Origin of the sequence: Candidatus Nitrosotenuis cloacae (genome assembly GCF_000955905.1) — an archaeon.
In the GTDB taxonomy this organism is placed as follows: Archaea; Thermoproteota; Nitrososphaeria; order Nitrososphaerales; family Nitrosopumilaceae; genus Nitrosotenuis; species Nitrosotenuis cloacae.
In genome coordinates this window covers 822519-839276 of the sequence record NZ_CP011097.1, presented here as the reverse complement: position 1 = coordinate 839276, position 16758 = coordinate 822519, and the positions used below count along the sequence as shown (strand labels likewise).

Annotated in this window: 18 protein-coding genes; 9 read left to right on the top strand and 9 right to left on the bottom strand. The window is 40.5% G+C overall.

Going from position 1 to position 16758, the window contains the following annotated elements:
- Window position 1 precedes the first annotated feature (1 nt).
- The 3 genes from SU86_RS04675 to SU86_RS04665 form a co-directional block, all read right to left on the bottom strand.
- Window positions 2-2407 (bottom strand): HYR domain-containing protein, encoded by a 2406-nt coding sequence (locus SU86_RS04675; RefSeq protein WP_158507473.1) that lies wholly within the window; start codon window positions 2405-2407, stop codon window positions 2-4.
- Between the two features lie 132 nt (window positions 2408-2539).
- A complete protein-coding gene (locus SU86_RS04670) occupies window positions 2540-5320 on the bottom strand; it encodes an HYR domain-containing protein (RefSeq protein ID WP_048187788.1) in 2781 nt (926 codons plus the stop codon).
- A gap of 43 nt (window positions 5321-5363) precedes the next feature.
- Window positions 5364-5828: a response regulator gene (locus SU86_RS04665; RefSeq protein WP_048187786.1), complete on the bottom strand. Its 465-nt coding sequence runs from the start codon at window positions 5826-5828 to the stop codon at window positions 5364-5366.
- A gap of 120 nt (window positions 5829-5948) precedes the next feature.
- Here SU86_RS04665 and SU86_RS04660 point away from each other — a divergent pair, with 120 nt between their 5' ends.
- Complete coding sequence (locus SU86_RS04660; RefSeq protein WP_048187784.1) at window positions 5949-6626, top strand: hypothetical protein; 678 nt, start codon at window positions 5949-5951, stop codon at window positions 6624-6626.
- Here SU86_RS04660 and SU86_RS04655 read toward each other — a convergent pair.
- Entirely contained in the window at window positions 6623-7027 is a 405-nt protein-coding gene (locus SU86_RS04655; RefSeq protein ID WP_048187782.1) for an HIT family protein, read from the bottom strand. The two genes, SU86_RS04660 and SU86_RS04655, sit on opposite strands and share 4 nt — an antisense overlap.
- 89 nt (window positions 7028-7116) lie before the next feature.
- Between SU86_RS04655 and SU86_RS04650 the strand changes: the two genes are divergently transcribed.
- Window positions 7117-7734 (top strand): hypothetical protein, encoded by a 618-nt coding sequence (locus tag SU86_RS04650; protein ID WP_048189205.1) that lies wholly within the window; start codon window positions 7117-7119, stop codon window positions 7732-7734.
- A 49-nt stretch (window positions 7735-7783) separates the two neighbouring features.
- A complete protein-coding gene (gene ilvD, locus SU86_RS04645; RefSeq protein ID WP_177318919.1) occupies window positions 7784-9457 on the top strand; it encodes a dihydroxy-acid dehydratase in 1674 nt (557 codons plus the stop codon).
- 11 nt (window positions 9458-9468) lie between these two features.
- Here the strand turns inward: ilvD and SU86_RS04640 are convergent, their stop codons facing one another.
- The 4 genes from SU86_RS04640 to SU86_RS04630 are packed head-to-tail and all read right to left on the bottom strand — an operon-like array spanning window position 9469 to window position 10583.
- Window positions 9469-9753, bottom strand: coding sequence for an antibiotic biosynthesis monooxygenase family protein (locus SU86_RS04640; RefSeq protein ID WP_048187778.1), 285 nt, complete (start codon window positions 9751-9753; stop codon window positions 9469-9471).
- A gap of 32 nt (window positions 9754-9785) precedes the next feature.
- Window positions 9786-9992, bottom strand: coding sequence for a hypothetical protein (locus tag SU86_RS09490; protein ID WP_082096131.1), 207 nt, complete (start codon window positions 9990-9992; stop codon window positions 9786-9788).
- Window positions 9992-10342 (bottom strand): hypothetical protein, encoded by a 351-nt coding sequence (locus SU86_RS04635; RefSeq protein ID WP_048187775.1) that lies wholly within the window; start codon window positions 10340-10342, stop codon window positions 9992-9994. The genes SU86_RS09490 and SU86_RS04635 overlap by 1 nt, the downstream gene beginning before the upstream one ends.
- A gap of 40 nt (window positions 10343-10382) precedes the next feature.
- Window positions 10383-10583, bottom strand: coding sequence for a hypothetical protein (locus SU86_RS04630; RefSeq protein ID WP_148550787.1), 201 nt, complete (start codon window positions 10581-10583; stop codon window positions 10383-10385).
- A 156-nt stretch (window positions 10584-10739) separates the two neighbouring features.
- Here SU86_RS04630 and SU86_RS04625 point away from each other — a divergent pair, with 156 nt between their 5' ends.
- Genes SU86_RS04625 through trpA form a run of 6 tightly spaced genes read left to right on the top strand, consistent with a single transcriptional unit; the run spans window position 10740 to window position 16445 of the window.
- Entirely contained in the window at window positions 10740-12089 is a 1350-nt protein-coding gene (locus SU86_RS04625) for an anthranilate synthase component I family protein (protein WP_048189203.1), read from the top strand.
- Entirely contained in the window at window positions 12086-12676 is a 591-nt protein-coding gene (locus SU86_RS04620) for an anthranilate synthase component II (RefSeq protein ID WP_048187772.1), read from the top strand. The genes SU86_RS04625 and SU86_RS04620 overlap by 4 nt, the downstream gene beginning before the upstream one ends.
- Window positions 12670-13707 (top strand): anthranilate phosphoribosyltransferase, encoded by a 1038-nt coding sequence (gene trpD / locus SU86_RS04615; protein WP_048187770.1) that lies wholly within the window; start codon window positions 12670-12672, stop codon window positions 13705-13707. Before SU86_RS04620 ends, trpD begins: the two co-directional genes overlap by 7 nt.
- Complete coding sequence (locus tag SU86_RS04610) at window positions 13707-14477, top strand: indole-3-glycerol phosphate synthase TrpC (protein ID WP_048189201.1); 771 nt, start codon at window positions 13707-13709, stop codon at window positions 14475-14477. Before trpD ends, SU86_RS04610 begins: the two co-directional genes overlap by 1 nt.
- On the top strand, window positions 14474-15664 hold the full coding sequence (gene trpB, locus SU86_RS04605; RefSeq protein WP_048187769.1) for a tryptophan synthase subunit beta: 1191 nt from the start codon (window positions 14474-14476) through the stop codon (window positions 15662-15664). The genes SU86_RS04610 and trpB overlap by 4 nt, the downstream gene beginning before the upstream one ends.
- On the top strand, window positions 15645-16445 hold the full coding sequence (trpA, locus tag SU86_RS04600) for a tryptophan synthase subunit alpha (protein WP_048187767.1): 801 nt from the start codon (window positions 15645-15647) through the stop codon (window positions 16443-16445). The genes trpB and trpA overlap by 20 nt, the downstream gene beginning before the upstream one ends.
- Before the next feature lies 1 nt (window position 16446).
- Here the strand turns inward: trpA and SU86_RS04595 are convergent, their stop codons facing one another.
- Window positions 16447-16713 (bottom strand): SemiSWEET family sugar transporter, encoded by a 267-nt coding sequence (locus SU86_RS04595; RefSeq protein ID WP_048187765.1) that lies wholly within the window; start codon window positions 16711-16713, stop codon window positions 16447-16449.
- Between the last annotated feature and the right edge of the window lie 45 nt (window positions 16714-16758).

Genomic DNA, 16758 nt, shown 5'->3' with positions numbered 1-16758 from the left:
TTTATTGGCCAGATTGTGTGGAAGTTACCGTAATTTGTAATGACCTTGTTGATTGATTTCCATGTGAATCCGATGCAGTACATGTCAAAACTGTGACTCCTATTGGGAATTTGTAGCCAGAAGGATAGTTGCAGCTTACTTGTACTGCACCGTCCACTAGATCTGTTGCAGTTACCTCGTAGAAGACTTGAATTCCAGATTCATCTTTGACTCCTTCCCGGGGTTGAAATGCTGGGATGTTTGGTGGTGTGGTATCTCGTATTGTTACAGTGAATGATCCCGATACGGAATTACCATTAGAATCAGTTACGGTACAAGATACAGTAGTAACACCGATTGGAAAAATACTGTATGGTGGCGGGTTGCATATTGGAGTAATGGAACCGTCTTCTTTATCGATGCCTGTTGGAACATATTCCACAAGTGCGCCAGATGGACCAGTAGCTTCTTGTGTTATTTGTTTCGGTATGGTTAAAGTCGGTTTTGTATTAGGCTCCACGTTAAATCCACCCCCTCCTGGTTCTGCAATGACTGGAGGTGGCGATGTACTGATGCACAAGTTTGGAATTACAATATCAATTAGACTGCCTTGCATTATTTTACCGTCGATTTCTGATAACCAAAGCTGATAATGTCCGGGATGTTCAGCATATCCAGAATATCGGATTACCCCATCATCAATATTTTTACTAATACTTGTAGGTGTCTTGGGTTTGTTATTTCCAAGATCTAAAATAAGTACAGTAGCTGATCCAGAATCAATGTTTGATGATTTTGCCAAAATCCACATGGCCTCAATAGTCAGATTTTTTGATGTACATGGGTTTGTAGGTTCACTATATGTACCTCGTTTTGATTGAAGTGGGATAACATTAGATGTAGTGGCCGGTTTACTTGGATCCTTCTTTGCAGCCAGATCTTTGTTTTGGGTTTGTTCATATAGATGTGGATCAGGTAATGTATTCAAAACAGAGTCAGTCTGGGCTTGTTCTTGTTTTTGAACTAGTTCTAAGAGCTGTTGCATCATGTCAATTACATGTTGTTTGCTTTTTTCATCAGCCTCTTCTTGTTGTTTGGCTAATTTTTGTTCTCGTTCTCGATCTTGTCGAGCATTTTCTCTGGCATATTGCTCTTCAAACCTTTTTTCCACTCTTTGCTCAAAATTACTTCTGCCTTCCGAATCTGGCAGTATTTCTCCTATCTGAATTGCAATTTTTGCCAAGTCAATTTCTTCTTGGAATTTTTTTGCTTCATCAAGGGTATCTTTTGCATTTGTCGCATCCTGTTTTAGCTGGTTTGCAGGGCCGTTCTTGATGGGTTTTCCAGATTTTACCGGTTTTGCTATTTTATCAAGTTCTGATGATTTCAGTCCTTCTTTTTGAGCTAGTTTCTTAACTGCATTTGAGACTTTTTTGGTATAATCTTGAATTGCTTTGATGTCTTTTTTATCAGAATCTTGTTCTTTGAGTAATGATTTTAGTATAGTTTTCTGCTCTTTTGTTAGGTCCTGATTTGCAGCTGCAGTAGCTTTTTGTAGAATTTTTGTTTGTTGGTCGTTTACACTAGCTAATGTGGTAGATGCACTTTCATGTAATTTAGCTATCGTATACAAGGTTTTGAGATCATCATTTGAAACCTTTATCTGATTTTTTGTTGGCGGTGTAGCGCTTTTTGGAACCATTGCATCATCGTTAACGTTCGGTCGTTGATTTGCTATTGGTACATTATTGCCCCAGAATGACTTCAATATGTCAACTGCGATTGCCACACGATCATCGGTGCGACTTCCATAAATGGAGCGATAAGTACCATCTGCAAAAGTAATATCGGTTCTACCACCTCCGAGCACATCATAAATTACAAAACGCGAACCGTCTGGGTATCGGTAAATAAGCATTGTACTATCCGATGTGACTATGGTTCCATTTGGATAGCCTCGAACTCGAACGCTGTCCATTATACTACTTTTTTCATATCCGCCATCACCTCCATCGTATATCGTTATGGTTGTGCCGTTTGTGTATGTTGTACTAACCCAAGTGTGACGTAATCCGCTGCCTTCAACTACTTTTGTACCATCCTTGTATTTTGTAGTAGTCTCTTGAGCACCATTAGGTAGGGTCTCGGTCTTTGTTTCTTTTATTTCATTTTCTGCTTTTGCAACAACATTGTTTTTGTTGACACTTTTTGGATTTTTTTGTGATGTTGGTTTTGTTTGTTTTTTGGTCGAATCAGATTTTTTATCATTTTTTGGATCACAGCTATCACCAATTCCATCCCCATCCTTATCTGACTGGTTCTTGTTTGCTATTTTTTTGCAATTGTCCTTATTGTCTGAGATGCCATCACCATCAGCATCGATATCTTGGGCGTTTGCAAAATTGGTAAAAGTTACAGAACTAATCAATATGAATATCAAAAACAGTGAGGAATTCTTGAATTGTCTCACAGGTTTTTGCTAGTCTATTGTGTAATAAAGATCACGTCTTATTCTATCTAATAGACTACATCTTGGAAAGTTCAATGAAAATCAACAGTATCATTGGCCTGATTCGGTTACAGTTACTGTGATTTGTACTGTTTTTGTTGATTGATTCCCTCTGGAATCGGATGCAGTGCATTTCAATTCGGTAACACCTGGTGGGAATTTGTAACCGGATTGATAATTACAGCTTACTGGAACATTACCATCTACCAGATCATTGGCAGTAACATCAAAGAACACCTGCACGCCGGAATCATCCCTGACTCCTTCTGTTGGCTGGAATGGTGCAAAGGCAGGAGGTGTCGTATCACGTACGGTTATGGTAAAAGAGCCAGAAACTGAATTATTATTAGAATCTGTCACAGTGCAGCTAACTGAAGTTGTGCCAATTGGGAATGTAGAGCCCGATGTAGGAGTACAAACAGGGATAAGTGAGCCGTCTTCCTTGTCCTGGCTTGATGTGGAAAATACCACATTTGCTCCAGATGGGCCAGTTGCCTCGTATGTTACCTGTTTTGGAATGGATAGTGTAGGTTTTGTGTTGCTTGGCTTTGTTATTGTAGGATCTTTTTGGATGACTGGCTTTTCTGTTTTTTCTGGTTGAGTGCTTTTTGGTTTAGTGTCAGTTTTTGTTTCAGGCAGCTTTGTTGGATCCTTTTGGATAATCGGCTTTTTTGTATCAGTGATTGTGATTTTTTGTTTTAGGTCTTTGAGTTGTCTTTCTAAATCAATTTGTAGCATCTTATCTCTGAGATAATCTTGAAGTTCTTGTGCTAGTGATTGTTCAATTATGAGCATGTCGTCTAGTGCAATTCTGCGATGATCTATTCCAGAGGGTGTTGTCTTTGGCTTTTCTTTTGGTGCGCGAGCATCAGGAGCATAATCAGTATCTACATCATCCAGAATTGATTCTGGTGGGGCATTCGGGTCGTTTTCCTCGGTGTTTGGCTTTTCTTTTGACTCATTAACGTCTGGCCCCCTAATTGTTGGGTCCAAATCATCCAGAATGGATTCTTTTTTGATTGATGACAAACCAGAAGGATCTATTGCTCTGATAGTATCTTCGCTTATTTGCTCTGGATCCGATGGTAGAGTAGTCATGACATTGTCCCAATAGTCAGCAATGGCGGATGCGGTGGGAGAAACAGTGCGATACATCTCATCATCATCAAATATTTCATTGTAAGCAGCAACATAGTGCTCTTTGATTTTATTGAGAGATTGTGGTTTGTTTGAATCTGTATTTTTTTTGTCGTTTTTAATTATCTTGTCTAATTCTGTTTTTTTAATATCGTTATCTTTTGCAATACTAATGATTTGTTTTGTTATTTTTTTAGATGCGCTGTCAATTGCAGATATTTGCTTTTTATCAACTTCTGCATCTTTAATCTGCTTTTGTATTTTCTCGTCTAGCTTTTTTGCATCAGTGTTTTTTGTTTTTGAATAAACGGATTTGATATCTCCGGACATTTTCTTTAGTGCTTTTGATTCATCATCATTGGCATTTTTTATTAGGGATGCAAGTTTTTCACCGTGTTTGCTGATTTGATATAATTTACCAAGCTCGGCGCGTATTTGTGCAAATTCTGCTTTCTTTATTGTAGATGATTTTGATGGATCATTTTGAATTAACGATTGTTCCGAGTTTTTAGGTTCTACTGTTTTTTTGTTCTTTTCTGGTACAATGACATCAAAGCTCGCGCTCTGTGTTAGTTCTTTGCCAGATAGTGTAGATGTGACACCAGTTAATATGACCGTATATTTGCCAGGCTCAGCAGAATCAGAAACGGCAACCATTACAAAAACTCCAGTAGCTGGTAATTTGTTTGGGATGATCCTTTTCTGATTTATGTCTGCAGATACTCCTTTGTTAGGTGGCGACACAGATACAGTAAATGTGATGGTCTCATCAGGCCTCTCCGACCAAACGGTAATGTCATTTAGAAGCATTGAGCCCATTTGTACTGTTTCTTGTCGATGTTCAAAGTCCATATCAAATAAAGTCGGAACTTGCAGGTGAGCAAATTCTGGATTTGCAGTCACATGAATCGTTAGTGGGATTGAATGTTTAGGTGCGCCAAATTGAACATTTTGCATCGTGCCCTCAATTGTTGCATAGTACGTTCCCGGTGCGACATGAGGATTGACTTTGATTTCTAGCTTTGTGTTTGTTGGTTTGCCTTGTTTTGGCTCAATAAACCACTCTGTAAAGGACTGAGTTATCATTTCCATGGTTAATTGCCCATCACCTGAAAATTTGCTTGAAAATCCAGTAGATTTGAACCACACTTCCAAATTAATTGGATTTTTGAATGACTTTGTAGCTGTAGCTTTAACTGTGGTAAACCCACTTCCTCCTTGAGGTATTGTTATTGAGGAGGGATTTGCTTTAAGGAAAAATTCACTAGGGGGCTTTACTTTAACTGTAAAGAAAGTAATGCGTTCGACTTTCTTACCATTGATAATACTTGTACCGGTAATTGTTACTTTATAGTCACCATCAGGGGCATCATCTGAAACATGGACTGACAAACCTGCATTTTCTTTTTTGGGATCAATTGTCAAGGATGTCTTTCCATTAATAGTCGCCTCCACTCCGCGATTTGGTGGATCGACAGTCACAACAAGATCAATTACAGAGTTAAACCCGTTTTTTGTTGTAATCTTTAACTGTGTACGACTATCGAGAATTGTGTTTTGTTCAGTTTCGTGTACTCCTTGGCTTCTTTGTAATCCAAAATCAGGAGTCTTTTCAGCTTCAGCAACAGCAAATAATCCGATTTGACAAAGTATGATGGAAGTTAAAACCGCCATTACGACAAATTTTGGCGACAATAACTGTCGGGTTTTATTATATCATAAAAGGTTGTCGGGCAGATTATCGAATTGCCGCACCATCTTGGGACGCAGTCATCACATTACCATCCTGAGTATTGATGATTCTTTTTTTGAGACGCGAGCCTTCTATTTTTTTTATCAAAAAGCTCAGCGAAAAGGGCTTTTGCACTATTTGGATGGTATCCTCTCGGACATCTTGTAGTTTATTCATGATATTATTGCCATATGCAGACAAAAATATCAGCCTCTGGTTTGGTCTTTGCTCTAGAATTTCTTTTGCGGCTGCAGCTCCAGTCATTCTTGGCATGTCATGATCCAATAATACGATATCAAATGGGGATGTCCTGGTTTTGCGGAACAACTCCTCATATTTTGCCTCGTTGGTGTAATGATCAACGCACTCTACCCCATCCTTTGTTAGAGTGACTTTGTGATTGTGCTTTTCCAGCGCCGTTTTGTACTGTTTTGCAGTAAATTCATTGTCCTCTGCAATCAAAATGTCCATTACACTACAAAATTAGAAGTTCATCTTTTAAGACTAGTCTTGTTACTTTAAACGAACAAAAAATGTGTGTTCTAATAAACAACACCCGGGTAAAATCATAGCCTCGCACATCACTATACGATGACAAAACACATCCACCGTACTGCACGCAATGGTGATGATCGATACAATAGAAACATCTCATCGGAAGAAGAATGGTCTCACATTACAGCGGAGCTAAAACAGCATCCATCGTCAGACCCAATGTCTCCAAAGGAGCGAATCATTGCATTTTCCAATAGATTCAACCAAAACCAAACCAATGAGGACCTAGTAAAGGAAAAGTCTGCTCAGCTAAAGGATCAGTTTGGCAACACCGACCAGTATTTCAGATTTGTAAACGGCATGATAAAAGACAAGGTGGAGAAAATAAAGCAAATCAAACAGGATGAAAAAAAATTCCTAGGAGAATTAGACCTACTACAAAATAAAATCAAGACCAGATACGAGCTGGACAAGATAAATCCAAAACACGTTACAATCGAAAATGTCCAAAATCTACTATCCGTACTAGAAGAAGAGTGTGAGAAAATGAAGGACAAGCTCCTATACCAGGAACTCATAGTCCAGCGAACCAAGGACGAGATTGCAAAAAAACGCCAGCAAATCAACAATGTCAAAGTCGAGCTAAAGACCACAAGGCCAGAGATTTCTGACCCGCTCTTGCTGCTAAAGGCAGAACTACGACGGGCTGGAATCCCAGATACTGATAAAATCTTTCAATTACTAAAGCAGATTGCCAATAGGATGAATTCCTAAAAGTTTGATTTGATTTGTGTTGCCTGCGAATTTAGCTCATCCGAGCTTGGAATGGTTCGCTTGGTCCAGACTGCACCCATTTCCGCATATCTTGGTATGATGTGTACGTGGACATGCGGTATGATTTGCTTTGCAGCCCGTCCATTATTCTGTGCCAAGGAAAACGCAACGGCGCCAGTAGTCTTCATTATTGCCTGAGCGATTTTTGGAATCTTTGAGAACAAAATCCCAACCATTTCCTCTGGCATGTCTGTGATCTTCTCATAGTGTTGTTTTGGAACAACTAATGTGTGACCCTTGTCAATTGGATACTTGTCCAAAAACGCCACATGATTATCATCTTCGTAAATGAAATGGCCCTCGCGGCTACTGGATATAATATCGCAGAATATGCAGTCCAATCATTTTCTGCGGAGTTTTGTATTTTATTATAGTATCGTAAGATCAAATGGCGATTGATTAATTAGTGCTTGATTTTGCACCAAACTCAATGGGCAATAACAGGGAATCCCGACGAGAAAAAGAACGGGAAAACTATGCAGACAGGCAAAAGGCCTCAAAGCAAAAAAACACCCTGATTGCAATCGGCGTTTTTGCAGTAGTGATTGCAATTGTAGGATATGCGTCATACCATTATTATGAAAAAATAGCAGTGACTGGAACTCAAATGTCAGGCCCACCAGGCGCTGGCAAGCTAGGAGATGAGCACGAACACGCAGCCATACTAGTTAGAATCTTTGGCGATGAGTTTGATTTCTCACTGCCAGACTATCAGGTAAAGAGCCCATACATTCACTTTGAGAGCCAAAACGGTGACACCATCCACAGACATGCATCAAATGTCAATATTGGATACCTATTTCACACCATCAAAGTCGGACTAGATGATAACTGCTTTACATTCCCAGACAAAAAGCCAGAACACACATTCTGCACAAATGAGGATTATTCACTCAAATTCTATGTAAACCATGAAAAGATACCATCACTCACAGACTATGTCCTAAATGAGGACGATAGAATCCTCGTGTTATACGGAAACGAAAACCAGACCCAAGTGGACAACTACCTTATGGAGTTGGATGGTCTGTTCATTGAAAAGAAATAGCTGAAAATCAACCAAATTCTAATATTGTATTGAATATGGTGGTGATATGATGGAAATATCAAGCAGAAACGTAGTAGAGGGAACATCACGGGCCCCACACCGAGCCATGTACAAGGCAATGGGCCTAACTGACAATGATTTAGATAAACCGTTTATTGGCGTGTGTCACACTGGAAATGAGGCCACACCTTGTAATATTCACCTGCCAAGACTAGCAATCAAGGCAAAGCAAGGAGTGTCAGATGCGGGATTTACCCCAAGAGAATTTTCCACCATAGCAGTATCCGATGGGATAGCCATGGGCCACGAAGGAATGAAGTCTTCACTGATATCAAGAGAGGTAATTGCAGATTCTATAGAATTGATGGTGCGTGCACATCAATATGATGGACTGGTAGGAATTGCAGGGTGTGATAAGAGCTTGCCTGGCACAATGATGGCAATGGCTCGATTGAATCTACCATCAATATTCGTGTATGGTGGAACTATAATGCCGGGCATGCTAAATGGAAAACAGCTCACAGTACAAGATGTGTACGAGGCAGTCGGAGCATATGACGCTGGAAATCTCACACTAGAGGCACTCAAAAACATTGAAAACTATGCATGTCCAACCGCTGGTTCTTGCGGTGGTATGTTTACTGCAAATACAATGGCGTCAATTTCCGAAGCATTAGGAATTGCATTGCCTGGTAGTGCATCACCTCCAGCAGAAGATGAAAGAAGAGAAAAAATGGTGTACGATACAGGCGTTGCATGCGTTCAAGCACTCAAAAATAACATTCGACCCCGTGATATTCTGACATTTGAGGCATTTGAGAATGCCATAACAATACTAAATGCAATCGGTGGTTCAACCAATGCCATATTGCACTTGTTGGCAATATCTCATGAGGCCAAAGTCAAACTAACCTATGATGACTTTGAGCGAGTAAGAAGAAAAGTACCACACGTAGCTGATCTCAAACCAGGCGGAATGTATGTGATGAATGATCTGGATAAAGTTGGCGGCGTGCCATTGATGCTCAAAAAACTGCTTGACAGAAAATTACTACACGAGAATGTTCTGACCATAACCGGAAAAACCATGAAGCAAAATCTGGACAACATAGCATTACCGCCATCAAACGACGATATTGTAAAACCCTTGGCAAACCCATTACACCAAACCGGAACTGCCGTAATACTCAGGGGCTCTTTGGCACCAGATGGCGCCGTAGTCAAAATGTCAGGCGTTAAAATCACCAAATTTACTGGAAAGGCCAAGTGCTTTGATAGGGAAGAATTGGCATTTGATGCAGTATCGCAGGGTAAGATCAAAGAAGGCGATGTAGTAGTGATACGATATGAGGGTCCAAAGGGTGGGCCTGGAATGCGAGAGATGCTTGCAGTCACTGCTGCCTTGGTAGGCCAAGGCTTGGGCGAAAAAGTAGCAATGGTAACTGATGGTAGATTTTCAGGTGCAACTCGAGGGTTCATGATTGGTCATGTGGCGCCAGAGGCCTATGTTGGCGGAAACATTGCACTAGTAAATGATGGCGATGAAATCACAGTAGATACAGAAACTAACAAGATTGACCTGCACATTTCACCAAACGAGATGGAAAACAGAAGAAAACAATGGACGCCGCGCAAGCCAAACTATGAGTCAGGAGCATTGGCAAAATATGCATCACTTGTAGGATCTGCTGCGCAAGGCGCAGTAACCAGCCCTATTTGGTAGTTAGAAATCATTTACTGTGAAATAATATCGTAAAATTTGCGTGATGGTCCCTGCTTTAGAAAACTCATCAATTGCATTGAGATTTGGTGGTGCTCTGGTGTTTGGTGAATTTTGTGGTGTGATTCTTTATCGGCAAACTCGGCAATTATGATGTATTTTCCATCTTCGGATTTTGCCAGCCTGCGATTAATGAATCCAGGCTGCTTTGATAATGTTTGGTTGGTCTGATGAATCCAGGCCTTGAACTCTTCTTCTTTTTCTTCCTTCAGAGGCATCTCTATTATTGCAACATACATGATTTGTATAGCATGATTCCTGTATTTGTTTTTTATAATTCTGGTATGAATTTGTCACAGCCCGAATTACAGGGCTTGTTCATCACACCCTCGCATTTTCCAGAGGAATCATGCATTATTCTGTGATGGCCACAAGCGCTACACTTTACTCGAAAATATGCAATCAGATCACCAACTGGAATGTCAGATTTGGCGATTTTCTGATCAGTCGAATTATAATTTGGATTAACAATACTCATTATTCATTCCACGACGGTTGTTTTTTTAGCCACACTATTAGGTCACGATGCAAGTGACTTTTTTGCACATTTAGCACATTAATTTCAAGATTGGTAGATGATTTTGCAGTCTTCGTATATTTGTCATATTTGCAAAATACTATTTTGTCCAGATATGTTTCTCCTTCGATTTCTTTTTTCCCCAGATCATCAGATTCAGCAATTGTAAAGCTAACAAAAAGCACGCCGTCCGCCCAATACGCATTTGCTGCTTCAAGTGATGAAATCATACTAATTAGATCATCCAGACTCAGCTTTATGATATCACGAATGTGGATTGTCTTGTATGGTTCGTGGACAAAATCCGTCATGGTATGATGCGTCTAGTCGAGCTTTATCAGTTTTGGTATACTAAAATCCGTGCTCGCTGCAAACAAAGACAATTCTGTCACCCATTCGTTTTGCAGTGATTCCAATTCCCTCTCTGAGCTCGGATTTGCACAACTGACATGCGACCTCAGTGGCTGAGCTTCTCAGGTGGATTTGCGGTTTGCCAAAATACATCTCTGAATACAATACATGTGATTTTGGTTTTGCAAGCATCTGACTCATGGGGTACTATAGCACAAGATCGCATATAAAGGTACCGTACCATACCGTAATTCTTACAAAATTTGAGCCTAAGCACGCACAATTTGGAACAATTTTTTGCAAAATTTATCAGATTCACACTCATTAAATATGCCACACCGAGGTACCATATCATGGGTGGCCACCTTTGGTAACTCTAATCCTACAGTAATACCCCTAAGCTTACCTGGCACTCAATTTGAAATCTATTCTAGACTGGAACAACACTATACCCACACATTTCTGTTTGAATCACTGACAGGACCTGAGGAGCTGGCCGAAACATCAATCATTGGCTTTGATCCAAAAATAATCATCCAAGGCTTTGCAGACAGGATCATTCTATCATATAGTGATGGCACCATCAAAACCATCCCAACAAAAGACCCAGTGGCCGAGCTGAAATCATTCATTTCACAAACCACAAATCAATCCCACCGATATTTGGGTGGCGCAGTTGGAATCATAAACTATGACGCAATCAAACTGTACGAAAACATTCCAATCAAGAACAACTCCAAACCACTAATTGAGTTTGGCATATACCAAGACGGTATCTTGTATGATAACAAAACAAAACAATCTCTTTACTTTTACTATGATGAAAATAGAATCAACCAGATAAAACAATCAGAGAGAAAATTTGGTACAATCACCCTGTCTGATATAACACCAAATCTCAACGAAACACAATTCTCCTCTATGGTGAACCAGGCAAAAAAATATCTACACTCTGGTGATATCTTTCAGGTAGTACTATCAAGACGATTCAATTTTTCAGCAGATGGTGATTTTCTGCGAGTTTACAAAGAATTGCGTGCACTAAACCCTTCACCGTATCTATACCACATGAAGTTTGGACAAAAAACCTACATTGGGTGCTCGCCTGAAATGCTGGTCCGAGTCACAGGAAAGCACGTAGAGACATTCCCAATTGCCGGAACCCGAAAAATAACCGATAATGAGGCAAAAAACAAGCAACTAGAACAAGAACTATTATCGGATGAAAAAGAGATTGCCGAGCACACCATGCTAGTTGACCTTGGGCGAAACGACGTTGGACGTGTCTGCAAATATGGAACGGTCCATGTAACCGAACTAATGCAGGTAAAACGATTCTCGCATGTACAACATATTGTAACTCATGTGGTTGGGACATTAGATGATAAACACGATATGTTTTCTGCCTTTGAGGCTGTCTTTCCGGCAGGAACCGTTACTGGTGCCCCAAAGGTTCGAGCCATGGAGATAATCAATGATCTGGAACCAGACATCAGGGAGCAATATGCAGGAGCTGTCGGATATTTCTCAAACAACGGATGCTGTGATTTTGCAATAGCCATTCGAAGCATCTTCTTTGATGGCAATTCAGGATTTGCCCAGTCAGGTGCAGGAATTGTCATGGACTCGACACCAGAAAGCGAATTCAAAGAAACAGAACACAAGGTAAACGCAATGATCTCAGCACTAAAAGAGGCAACAAAATGAAATTTCTAATCATAGACAATTACGATTCATTCACATACAATATCGCACAATTGCTTGGCGAGCTTGGTGTAGAATCAGATGTGATTCGCAACGACAAAATAACAATAAACCAAATCAAACAAAACCATTATGATGCAATAATCATATCACCAGGCCCCGGAACTCCAGAGGACAAGCGATACTTTGGGGTGTGCTCTGCAATAATCAAAGACTTGGGTCCAACCACACCAATTCTTGGAATTTGCCTTGGGCACCAGGGCATAATACATGAATTTGGAGGTAAAGTGGTCAATGCAGGTAGTGTTCGACATGGCAAGACAAGCCAGATCAAGCATTATTCCGATTCATTATTTTCTGGCGTGCAAAACCCGTTTCGTGCCACCAGGTATCATTCTTTGGTGGGTGATAAAACGATCATACCAGACGTTTTAAAGATCACAGCAATAGCAGAGGATGATGGCGAGGTAATGGGCGTGTCCCACAAGCAATATCTGATAGAGGGAGTCCAGTTCCATCCAGAATCCATTCTAACTACAGAAGGCAAAAAAATACTGCAAAATTTCATAGACAAGGTAAAAAAATGCTAGAAAATTACATTGCCAGACTCGAAGTCGGCGCAAACCTAACCTCAAATGAAATGCACAATGCAATGAAATTGCTTCTAGTAGAGGGAGAAACAGATGAGCTAAAGGCAGCCTTTTTGCAGAATCTGACAAAAAAAGGCGAAACCGACGAAGAATTAACCGCAATGCTTGCAAAGATGGAAGAATATGGCGTTCATATCCAACCAAAATGCAAGGGAACCATAATCGATGTATGTGGAACTGGTGGCGACAAATTACACACATTCAACATTTCTACTACGGCAGCATTTGTTGTGGCATCTTGTGGTGGAATAGTGGCAAAGCATGGGAATCGTTCGGTTTCCGGAATCTCCGGCAGTGCAGATATTTTCGAGTATTTTGGATATGATCTAAACGCAGATGCCGCTACCATCACCAGTATAATAGAAAAACATAGAATCGGATTTTTGTTTGCACAAAGGTTTCATCCGGCAATGAAAAACGTTGCAGCATCAAGAAAACTGCTCAACACACGAACCGCATTTAATCTGCTAGGTCCTCTATGTAATCCAGCCAGAGTAAAACACCAACTAATCGGAGTGTATTCGGAAGAATACCTGAACAGAATAGTGGATATTTTGAAAAAACGCGGTGCACAAAACATCATGACTGTTCACTCTCAGGATGGATTGGATGAGCTATCTACCACATCAAAGAATAAGGTCTGCTTTTTGCGCGACGGCAAAATTGGTGAAACAATAATCGATGCACAAAGATTCGGCCTACACCAGGCAACAATCAAAGACTTGCAAATATCATCAAAACAAGAGGCAATCAATGCTTTTGTGTCAGTACTGAAAGGAACAGCAAGTCAGGCAATGATAGAGATTACTGCGCTAAATGCAGCAGGCGGCCTAATTGTTGCAAATTTGGCCCAAGACTTTGAAGAGGGATTAGAAATGGCAAACGAGTCACTAAAATCAGGAAATGCTTACACTCATTTTGAGAATTTCATCAAAGATTGTGGAGACCACACAAAACTGGAGGGGTTGTAATGAGTACGCTAAAAAAACTAGTAGACAATTCCAGGCAGGCCATTGCAGACGGCACATATGAGATAGCAGAGTCTTTGCAAAAATCAGACATTGATCTCATACAGTCCATAAAATCAAATCCTCATGCATCACTAATCACAGAGATAAAATTCTCATCACCATCTTTGGGCAAAATCAGGCAAAAATCAGACCCAGTTCAAATTGCCCAAGATATGGTGGATGGTGGTGCACAGGCGTTATCGGTTTTGACTCAACCATATCTATTTGAGGGCTCGCCAAGCTATTTTATGCAGATTAGAAAGAAAATCAAAATTCCAATGCTGATGAAAGATATCGTAGTAGACAAGATACAAATCGAGGCTGCAAAAAAAATCGGCGCAGATTACATGTTACTGATACAGTCGTTGTTTGATCAAGGATACCTCAAGGATATTGACGAATTCATTGATTATGGCCACAAGCAAGGCCTAAAGGTACTAGTTGAGGCACACACAAAATCAGAATTTGAAAATTCTCTGAATACCGATGCGGATCTGGTTGGAATCAATAACCGCAATCTGGACACCCTACAAATCGATATCAACACTACCAAAAATATCCTGAACGGGCATCACAATAACAGAATAATAGTATCCGAGAGCGGAATAGAAAATCCATCAGACATCCAGTTCTTAAAAAAATGTGGCACCGGCGCATTCCTGATTGGCTCTAGTATAATGAAGTCAGAAAATATTAAAGAGAACGTTCGGAGCTTGGTGAACGCAATATGAAGATTAAATTCCCAAAGGACGGAAGGTTTGGAGATTTTGGCGGAAAATACATTCCAGAGACACTCGTTCCAGCAATTGAAGAACTAGAACAGAGATATCTCAAATACAAAAACGATCCTACATTCAAAAAAGAATTACACTATTACCTGACCCAATATGCAGGACGTCCAACCCCATTATACTATGCAAAGAATCTGACTGAGAAAATAGGTGGTGCAAAAATATACCTAAAGCGAGAAGATTTACTCCATGGCGGCGCTCATAAAATCAACAATACTTTGGGCCAGGCCTTGCTTGCAAAACGCATGAAAAAGACTCGAATCATAGCAGAGACGGGTGCTGGGCAACACGGAGTGGCAACTGCGATGGCATGCGCTGCCTTGGGATTAAAAGCCGAGGTCTACATGGGCTACAAGGATACCATACGACAAAAGCTAAACGTCTTTAGAATGAATATGCTTGGATGTGAGGTCCATGCAGTAAAGGCAGGATCCCAGACCCTAAAGGACGCAATAAACGAGGCAATCCGGGACTGGATTACAAACGTCAAGGACACCTATTATTTACTGGGCTCGGCAGTAGGACCACACCCATATCCTGTGATGGTAAGGGATTTCCAATCCATAATCGGAGAAGAGATAAAGCAGCAAATCAAAAAATTTGGCAAAAAGACACCAGATGCTGTAATTGCATGTGTTGGTGGGGGCTCTAATGCAATTGGGACATTTTACCCATTGATTGATTCAGATACTGAAATAATTGGTGTAGAAGCCGCAGGCCAGGGCCTAAAATCAGGACACCATTCTGCAACCTTGTCTGCAGGCTCCAAGGGAGTCTTACATGGTATGATGACTTATCTACTGCAAGATTCTGAAGGACAAATTCAGGAAACCCACAGTATATCGGCAGGCCTAGACTATCCTGGGGTGGGACCAGAGCACTCATACCTCAAGGACAAAAATCGTGTCCACTATACCAGTGCCACAGACAAGGAGGTGATTGATGCGTTTTTGTTATTAACACAAACAGAGGGAATCATACCAGCTTTGGAATCAGCTCATGCAATAGCAGAGGCAGTTAAACTTGCAAAGAAAAAACCAAAATCAGACAGCATAGTAGTAACATTGTCAGGCCGTGGAGACAAGGACGTTGAAGTAGTGCAGGAATATGTCAAGAATTCAAAATAAATTTACCGAGCTGGAATCAGCCGGAGAAAAAGCACTCATCACGTATGTGATGGTGGGCTATCCAACATACAAAGACACCATATCTGCGGTGCGTGGCTTGATTGATGGTGGTGCAGACATTATAGAGTTGGGATTTCCATTCTCAGATCCCCTGGCAGACGGGCCTGTGATCCAGCATGCAAGCACCATATCTCTGGAAAGGGGAACTAAGATGAGCCAGTTTTTGGATTTAGTTAGGCAAATCAGAAAAGAAAGTCAGATTCCACTCGTACTAATGACATACACCAACATTCTATATCATAAAGGATATGAACAATTTTTCAAATTAGTAAAAGAGGCAGGCCTGGACGGAATAATAACGCCAGACATGACAGTGGAAGAATCAAAGGAATATCTCAAGGCCGCAAAAAAACACAAACTGGATACGATATTTTTGGTCTCGCCAAACACCAGCACATCCAGACTATCCCAAATAGTAAGACAGACTACAGGATTTTTGTATCTGGTATCTGTGTTTGGTACAACTGGTGTGCAAAATAAAATTCAAAAATACACAATCGATGCGCTAAAAAACACTAAAAAAATCGCAAAAGGAAATGTCCCAGTTGGAATTGGCTTTGGCATATCCACACCACAGGACATTAAAGATTACATAAAATCTGGTGCAGATGCTGCAATTGTTGGCTCGGCACTAATCAAAATAATAGAAAAGACACCATCCAATAAAATCCAGAAAACCATTACCGCATTTACCAAACAGCTAAAGGCAGCAACAAAATAGATTATTTTGAATACTTGATCTTCAGTCCCAATAATATCACGTTTAGCGCTATTGTAGAGATGTTGGCGCCAATTATGACCCAGTCCTGTTTTATTATACCATATACGATCCACAGACAAAGCCCAACACATATGGTAATCATGAGCCAATACGAGACGTCATTTAGGCTCTTTGTCCTATAACCACGAATCACTTGTGGCACAAAACTCCCAGTAACTAGGGCAGCTGCCACACTACCCAGAATTGATACCCAGAGGTCTTCGATCATTCTTTGAGACACAAATCATGTCGATTAAAGCATATCCGCAAAAAA